The organism is Pedobacter sp. PF22-3 (genome assembly GCF_026239555.1).
Lineage (GTDB): Bacteria > Bacteroidota > Bacteroidia > Sphingobacteriales > Sphingobacteriaceae > Pedobacter.
The window spans coordinates 12,544-21,381 of record NZ_JAPIVP010000003.1 but is presented as its reverse complement, the minus strand read 5'-3'; the positions used below and the strand labels follow the sequence as shown (position 1 = coordinate 21,381).

Below are 8,838 nucleotides of genomic sequence, written 5' to 3'. Positions count from 1 at the left end.
TGTAAATAACTTAAAGCGGCTTAATCGTTAAATAGCTCGTTCAGGTCCTGTTCATCCAGGGTAGCTCCGAAGGGATCCTGCATAGCGTTTACATTACATTCGTCTAAAAGATGATCCTGAAGATGATCCAGCTGTTGCATAAATAGATTGGCCAGCCATTGCATGGTACCCTCACTAAAGGATTTACTGCTGTAACCAAATTCGATCTGAAGCCGGCCATGTACAACCATTGAGTTGATTTCCAGCAGGGCTGACAGGTTGTTTTCCGGATCAGTTTCAGCTCCGGTAAACTGATTACTGAATTTAAACAGGTCATTGTCAAACTCATGATCAAATTGCCCCAGATAATTCAGGCGCACAGGCGTTATACCCGAATGTTGATTTGCAGCATGTTTTTCCAGGTAAATGCGATAGCCCATTCCATGGTCCGGCAGCACATCAAATGCCGCCTTTACTGCACGTATACTAGTTTCAGGCCGGTTATCTGCAAGCGCAAAAGTCAAGGGATAGATCACTGTAAACCAACCCATTGTACGCGATACATTTATATCCAGGTGGCGGCCATGATTTTCCTGCTCTATGGTAATATATTCTGCACCTGTCCATGTTTTTAAGGCCATGGCCAGCGCAGCATTCAATAGTATGGATGTATTGGTTTGATATACCAGATTGGCTTCTTTTACTAAGAACGACGTTTCTGTTTCATCAAGCTGCAATTGTATTTTTTCCCGGTGCCTACTGCGCAGGTCTTCTGTATCTTTTTCTACCGGTAAGCTAAAAGTTCCGGCCTTTTGCTTTGCCCAGAACGCTTCGGCACGCATGTAATCTCCACTGGCAGCATAAGCTTCCAATGCTTGCTGCCATTCGATCAGCGATGCTGTTTTTTGAGGCAATGTAACCTGCATTTCATTTTCAAGCGCCTTACAGCAGGTATATAAATCTTCTACCAGGATCCGCCAGGAAATTCCATCGGTTACCAGATGGTGAGCGGTAATAAATAAATAATTTTGTCCCTGCATGGTCTGTATTCGCGCTACCCGGAGTAAAAAGTCATTTTCAACATCTGATTTCTGCCTCAGTGCCTCACAGATTCCGGAAATATCTCCAGATAAGGCCTGATGGGTTTCAATTACTAAACGCTTTCCCAGGTGTGCCTCGTTATAAAAAGTCTGCTGTTTAGCGGCGTCGTAATTTATCCTCAGTTCGTCGTGTGTTTCAATTATCCTTTCAAATGCATCTGCTAATAAAGAATCAGGTAGCGGTTTTTTTAAGAAGATTAATGCTGATTGGTTATAATAATCTGGATTTTTGAGCCGCTGAGCAAAAAACCATTGCTCAATCGGACTAAGTGGCTTTGCCCCACTAATAATTCCCTGGGCATACGATTTGCGCTGCATGTTAAAGGTGGCATGCCGGCTTATCTGTGCTATGGTATAACGGGTAAGGATGTCCTTTACCTTAATTTCAATTCCTTTTTCAAGCAAACGCGAAGTAATCTGCACTGCTTTGATAGAATCGCCACCCAGCTGAAAAAAATTATCTGAAACCGTGATCCCGGAAAGCCCTAATACATCACCCCATACCTGCAGCATTGTTTGTTCTGTTTCATCGGCAGGCATGATCGGATGAGCCGGCACGTTAAGGGATGGATCCGGCAGTGCAGCGTAATCCGTTTTAGCGTTCTGTGTTAAAGGAATATGATCCAGTGCTATAAAATGAACGGGCAGCATATAATGAGGCAAATGTGCAGCCAGGTAATCATGCAATCCATCTGCAGATACATCCGCCCCGCCTGTGTAATAAGCACAAAGCAGCTGCGTACCGTTTTCCAATTGTTTTATGGCAGCTACAGCTCCACTTATACCCTGATAGCCGATCATATTATTTTCTATTTCCTGCAATTCGATCCGGTAACCATTTATTTTTACCTGCTGATCCTGCCGTCCAGTATATTCGATAATTCCATTTTTTAACCGTCTGGCGGTATCGCCGGTCTTATACATCAGCATATCCTGAACAAAAGGATTTGAAATAAATTTTTCGGCAGTTAAAACCGGATTAAACAGGTAACCCTTGGCAAGCGCATCGCCAGATATGTATATTTCTCCGAGTACGCCGGATGGAACAGGCTGCAGGTATTGGTCGAGCAGATAGACCTGTGTATTAGGAGCCGGTACACCTATGGGTACGACTTCGCTGGTTTCATTCTGGTTAAACAAATGGATCATACAACCTACCGTGGCTTCTGTCGGTCCATACTCATTATAGATCTCTACCGAACTGCCGAATTGATCGCAAATGGTTTTCGATAGGGTTGTGTTAAGCTGCTCTCCGCCTACAATAAACCTTTTTACCCGACTTTTTCCGCGAGGCATGAATTTACCCGCAGCAATAACCCGCAGATGGGACGGTGTCAATTTGATAATATCTGAAAAATTATCAGACACAATTTTCTCAATCAATACCTCACCATTGGCCTCATCATAGATAAGTACACGATTGCCTGTAACAAGTGGCGTAAAAATAGTGGTTACTGTTAAATCAAAAGAAATAGAGGTAAACAATGGAAAGGTAATTCCTTTTTCTTTTACATAAGTAGCTGCAGCCCAAGTAATGTAATTTACAAGTGAGGCATGATATACCATTACACCTTTAGGATTTCCAGTTGTTCCGGAAGTATAAATGATATAGGCTAAACGATCCCCCAATGCAATGTCTTCGGTTTCGGTTGGGGAAGCTGATTCATAAAGAGTTTCAGTTGCATCAGTATATAAAATCCTGAGGCCCGGAATTTGATTTAATTGCCTGGTTTCAGCAATAGATGAAGTGGTAATCAAATGAAGGGTTTTACTATCCTCTATCATAAAACGTATTCGTGCTTCGGGCAATTCTGTATCCATTGGGAGATAAGCGCCTCCTGCTTTTAAAACTGCCAGTATACTCACCACCAGCGATACATTTCTAGGCAACAGTATTCCAATAATACTGCCGTTCCTAACACCTTTACCGCGCAACAGTAAAGCCATTTCATCAGCCTGCCTGTTCAGGTGTTCATAACTGACTTTGTGACCATTAAATTCTAAGGCAATGGCATCAGGGCTGCGCTGTACCTGCTCTTCAAATAAATGATGTATTGTTTTTCCTTTGGGAAAGGTACGGTTAGTATCATTAAACAGGTTTATAATTTCATCTTGCTGATTTGTATCAAGCACTGGCAATGCAGCTATCTCCTGATTCGGATCAGCTAAAACATGTTGGGCCAGGCAGGTAAAACTGTGGCCCATGTTTTCGATAAAGTCTTCATCAAAAAGGACCCGGGCGTATTCAAATTCATATTGAAGTTCACGACCTTTTATCTTTATTTCGAGTGTGAGGTCAAATCTGGCCGAAAAAGCATGGAAAGGATAAACATTGCATTCAAGATCTGTAGTGGCTGTTTCAGGCATCTGAAAATGCTGAAAAAGAAACATGGTATCAAAAAGCGGATTTCTTCCTGCTTCTTGCCTGGCATCAGCCAGTTTAACGAGGGCATCAAAAGGATAGTCCTGGTATTCAAATGCATCATCCATCGTTTGGTCAACATGTTTCAGCAGGTCCAGAAACTTCTGCTTCCCGTTAACCTGCTCTCTAATGGCCAGATTATTCACGAACATCCCCATTAATCCTCGTATATCAGGGTGCTTTCGTCCTGATACAGCCACCCCGACAATAAGATCTTCATTGCCGGAGTATTTATATAATAAAATATAATATAATGTAAGCATCAACACATGTAAAGTACATCCGTGCTGTTGAGCTAGTGTTTGTAAGCCTGTAGTTGTTACTTCATCAAACTGGAAACTTTTACGTAATCCTCGAGTATCTAAAGTAGAAAGCCGTTTCCGGCTCGTTGGTAATTCAAGTACACTTAAGGGTGTTTGCAGCTGTTGTGTCCAATATAATGAAGCTAAATCATTGATTGAACCCGGGTCTGTTTTTTCCCAGCAAGTGAAGTCGGAATAGTTTACCGGTAAATTAACCAATTCCTTCCCTGAGTATAATTCAAATAGTTCTTTTATAAAAATGCCAGCAGAAATACCATCTGCAATGATGTGATGAAAATCTACAAATAAAATGTACGCTGCAACATCAATTTTGATTAACGTCATCCTGAAAAGTTTGCCTGCCTTTAAATCGAATGGTTTAACTTGCTGCAGCAACAGATCATCTAAACTTTCTGTAGTAGAATTTAAAAATTCAAGGTCGAATTCAACAGCATCAGCTATACTGAAAACAGGTTCTTCCTCCCTGCGGAATGACATGCGCAATACCTCATGACGGTTAATCATCTGCCTGATACAATCTGCTAATTTAGTAGCATTAACTCCTCCCTTTATCTGGATGCATATTGGAACATTATAGGCGGTAGATTGATTATCTATTTCCCAGGCATAGTACAATCTTCTCTGGGCAAAACCTACCGGATAAAATTCTTGCTTTACCTTACGTTCCAATGGGCGATATTCCTGTTTTTTAAGCTGGTTAATTACAGCAGCCAGCATTCTAACCGTTGGTTTATTATATAATGTCTTCAACGATAGCTCGATTTCAAAATATTTCAACATCAGCATCGCCAGTTCAGCTGATTTTAATGAGTTTCCGCCAACTTCAAAAAACGAATCATTTACACCAATATCCTGCCTGTCAAGCACTTCCTTGTATAAAATAAGCAGCTTTTTTTCTTCAGGAGTATACTGCAAAACGTCATCGGAAAAATGACTGACTGTATTGATTATGGCCTGGTTGAGCTCCTGTTCTATTTTTTCGAAGTCTCCGTTACGCAAATGTTCAATGAGTTTGAAACGCTGAAGTTTACCGCTTGTGGTTTTAGGGATTTGCTTTATGGGAATTACCCGGTTTATCAGTAAACCCGTCCGTGTATTAATAACCGCTTTAAGTTGTTTTACCAAGGGGACAAAAGCATCAATATTCCCACGGTGGGCCACAAAAGCAATCACCTCCTCCTGCTGTTTTATGTTATTGAACCAACCGGCTATTGCGATTTTATTCAGTCCAAAGCCAGCCGATTCTTCGGCTATCCGCTCTATGTCGTGTGGGTAGTAATTCTGTCCGTTTACAAAAAAGATATCTTTTTTCCTTCCAGTTATGTAGAGTGACCCATCAAGCAAAAAGCCCAGATCTCCGGTTCTTAGCCAGCCATCATTTGTTATTGCAGCTGATGATTCATTTTCGTTGTTGTAGTATCCTGCTGTTACATTTTTGCCTTTAATATGCACTTGGCCTATTGTTGCTTCAGGCACAGGTTCATCATCATCATTTGCCACCCTAAGCAAACAATGTTCAACGGCTTTGCCAACGTTCACGAATGATACCGTATTTTCGGTTTCATGTGTTATCTGAATAACATTGCCCTGGTTCAACTGATCGCGATGCAGCTGAATAACCTTCAGTTCAAGATCAATTGCCGACATCGCAACGGCAACACTGGCCTCTGCCAATCCGTATACCGGGCACATGGCCGCACGCGATAATCCGTAAGCAGCAAGGTTTTCTATAAAACGTATGCATAAGGCTGGAGATATCGGTTCTGCACCATTATAAATAATCCGCACTTGTGACAAATTCCAGTTTTGCTCGCCCAATGCACTTAAATGTCTAAGTAGATAATCATAGCCAAAATTAGGAGAGCAAAGAACAGTAATATTGTGCTCGGTAGCCTTGCTGAGCCATAGGCTGGGTCTGCGTACGAAAAGGCTGGTTGGCATTAAATATTGATTTATTCCACTGTACAGGGGATTCAGATGAAAACCAATCATTCCCATATCATGGGTTAATGGCATCCAGCTCAATAATCTGTCATTATTTCCATAATTTCCGGCATTCGCTATACCATTCATATTAGCCATCAGGTTTTCATGTGTAAGCATAACACCCTTAGGCAATCCGGTAGAGCCGGATGAAAATTGTACAAAAGCAATATCCTTTGCTTCCACTATTGCTAGTTTTCCTTCACTTTCGGATAACCGCAACTTTTCTTCGAAAATTACATATTCTTGCATCTCAAGAAAGCGTGGCAGTTGATTGTCTGCAGTTGCAAAAGATTCAAGCGCTTTCATTTCTGTACCAGCTATCAGCAAAAAAGGCCGGTGCAGTATTTCCCATACTTTAAACACTTTCTGCATTTGTACAGCATTTTGCGCGGCAGCCAGCGGCACGGGTATAAATCCCCCCAGCAATGCAGCCCAAAATCCAATCAGAAAGTTTTTATTTTCTACAATCTGCAGTACCAGTTCATCACCCTGTTGCATGCCAGCCGCCTGCAGGATAGCCAGTGCATTTACAGCTTCTTGGTATAAATCCGCATAAGACAGGAATATTTCCTGATCACTGCTTTCAATAAAAGTGATTCCGGTATGATTTATATTCATATTCCTCCGGAGCAGTTCATTTAGGGTAGTAATATTCATGCTTAGGCCTTAAAGCGTTAGTTTTTTAAGAAATTTTAAGTTACAATCGGCTTCAACCCCATGGTATTTGAAGCTATTAAATGATGAAAAGTTGATCGTATGCTGCCCGATTTTTTGTTTGGTTTAATCATTCAATAAAATGATTCCAATAACAGGAACAATCAATAAACCGTTATAAAAATAGAGTTATAGAGAAATTGTCATTAATAGCAGGTACTAATCGTATCAGATACTGCAGAATGTATTTGAACTTAAGAAGCACAAACTGACCTCCGCATCCTTAATTATGTGGTCCCAGGATTTTATTGCGATATGGCACTTGTACCTCGGAGAGATATCCACTTCATGAAGTAAATATTGTTGTTTTTTAATTATGGCTTTATTATTTACTATATGAAATGATGTTAAATCAATTCCGGTCAATCCTTCACCGCATGCTTTCAACGTAGCTTCTTTTTGTGTCCAGTAAGTAAAAAATTCCTCTGTTTTATCTGTAGCCTCATGTATTTTGTTCCATTCCCAAAGTGTCATTTGGCTTTTAAAGTCACTTACATCAATGTTCCGTATCAATTCTACATCCACTCCAATTTCTCCTTCTGTACTGAATGCACATACTACCAAATCTTCTGAATGGGAAATGTTAAAATTTAATGCTGTATTTTCCAGATATGGCTTATTATGTGCGTTAAACACAAAACGAATGTCCTTTGTACCTATGTTGAATTTCGATAACCCTCTTAAAAGAAGTAATCGGCCTAATAAAGATAGCTGCGCATCCTGCCATCTTCTGAATTGCGAAATTTTATATTGAAAATCATCAGGAAAATTATTTAAAGTGTCTTTTAATAATTTTTGATGCAGGTCCTTTTCAATATAGGAGTATAATAAAGTTATCAAATTCTATCTATGAAATTTTAAAAACTACCGGGACAGAAGGGCAATATTTTAAACAATCTAAAATCAAATGACAAAAATTTGAGAAAAAACCTCAATTAAATTAGTTGCCTCAATATACCTCAAGGCCAGATCTTGCTGTCGATCAAAAAGTTGATGCTACAGGCGCCTGAGCAGATATTTACAATAAATTTATAAATTAATTGAAATGGAAAAGATACAGCTACCGCTACAATACATGACAATCGACCTCTTATTCATTTGGCTATTTAAGATGGTCTTCTTGTAATGCAAGTTGCATATTTAATTTAATAAATTAAACTTTTTTTTAATAAAAAGAAGATATTAGATTTTTTGTATCTCATAGCAAAGATTTACAGTATCCTTGAGCGCAATAAAAATTAGGTTTTATAACCCCAATAAGAAATCAAACAATTTTTTGACGTTCCATCTAAATTCTCAGCATGTTTTATTTAACAAATCGATAAAAGGTTAAATAAAAATACAAAATCTCAAACCGCTTGATCACTATAGACCAGCAACTTAAATCATTGACCCGCAAATAATTAAAGAAAATAAAAAAAGAGATGATCAAAATTGAGCATCTCTTTAAGGGTCAGTGGCGGTGCGTAATTCGAACCGTTTTGTGGACGAATTGATCGAAATAGGCGGTTTTTCAAAAATTTTGGAAGAATAGTTTCATATCTGACCCGAGGTAAATGAATTATATTCCATTACCTGATTCTTTCAACTTCTTGTTGCCTGTAACTTCAGCTTGTTAAAATTTAGATTCTAACATTTAATATATGGGGATACAAATGGAGTGATTTTGCAAAAACTAGCTGATGATATTGTTGATACGTTGCAAGAGCCAAGAAAAATCTTCAGATCTGCTAAAATCATATAGCGACCTGTCTACTTCAATGAGGTTGGGGAAAATTTCAGTATGCGTTTTAACGAATTGTTCAGAATACACTACCATTTCTGAAAGATAATCTATAAGTTCTACTGAATAAAGAGGCCAGGCTTCTCCCTTGTTGAAGAGATTAGTCTTTATATTTTTTTTATTCAGGCTTAAATAGATCAATATATCTGGTGGAGTAATCAGCAGATTGTCCAAATCACCTGTCGCCCTTAATATTTCCCTAGAAGGCTCGTCGGAGATGTAGTGATCAATATATTGCTGGTACTGATAAAAAGTAGATTCTATAATGACAGTGTAGTTTTTTTTGGCCCATGACCTTGCTAATAAAAAATCTTTTACCTGTTTATTCCTAAACCATAATATAGTCTCAAAGAGTTTGGTTTTTGATCTTAAATTTTTTAGAATGAATTCTGGAAATTCTGTAACGTTTTCCTGGATTACAATGGCGTTGTCAAAATCCATAAACATTGAAGCTAAAGTGGTTTTTCCGGAGCCGGGACTCCCTGTTATTCCGATAATTTTGCTGTTCAGGTTTTTTAGACTCGTAGCCAT

Annotated in this window: 3 protein-coding genes; all 3 read right to left on the bottom strand. The window is 39.2% G+C overall.

Annotated elements, in window-relative coordinates; all coding sequences use genetic code 11:
- Positions 1-20 precede the first annotated feature (20 nt).
- The 3 genes from OQX63_RS05180 to OQX63_RS05170 all read right to left on the bottom strand — a co-directional run bounded on the left by OQX63_RS05180 (position 21) and on the right by OQX63_RS05170 (position 8,838).
- Complete coding sequence (locus OQX63_RS05180) at positions 21-6,467, bottom strand: non-ribosomal peptide synthetase (RefSeq protein ID WP_265849821.1); 6,447 nt, start codon at positions 6,465-6,467, stop codon at positions 21-23.
- Between the two features lie 225 nt (positions 6,468-6,692).
- Positions 6,693-7,364 (bottom strand): 4'-phosphopantetheinyl transferase family protein, encoded by a 672-nt coding sequence (locus tag OQX63_RS05175; protein WP_265849820.1) that lies wholly within the window; start codon positions 7,362-7,364, stop codon positions 6,693-6,695.
- 835 nt (positions 7,365-8,199) lie between these two features.
- Positions 8,200-8,838: an AAA family ATPase gene (locus OQX63_RS05170; protein WP_265849819.1), complete on the bottom strand. Its 639-nt coding sequence runs from the start codon at positions 8,836-8,838 to the stop codon at positions 8,200-8,202.

Coding starts and splice junctions, on each gene's coding strand:
- OQX63_RS05180 (WP_265849821.1), bottom strand. CDS start 6,467: ATGAATATTACTACCCTAAATGAACTGCTCCGGAGGAATATGAATATA.
- OQX63_RS05170 (WP_265849819.1), bottom strand. CDS start 8,838: ATGGCTACGAGTCTAAAAAACCTGAACAGCAAAATTATCGGAATAACA.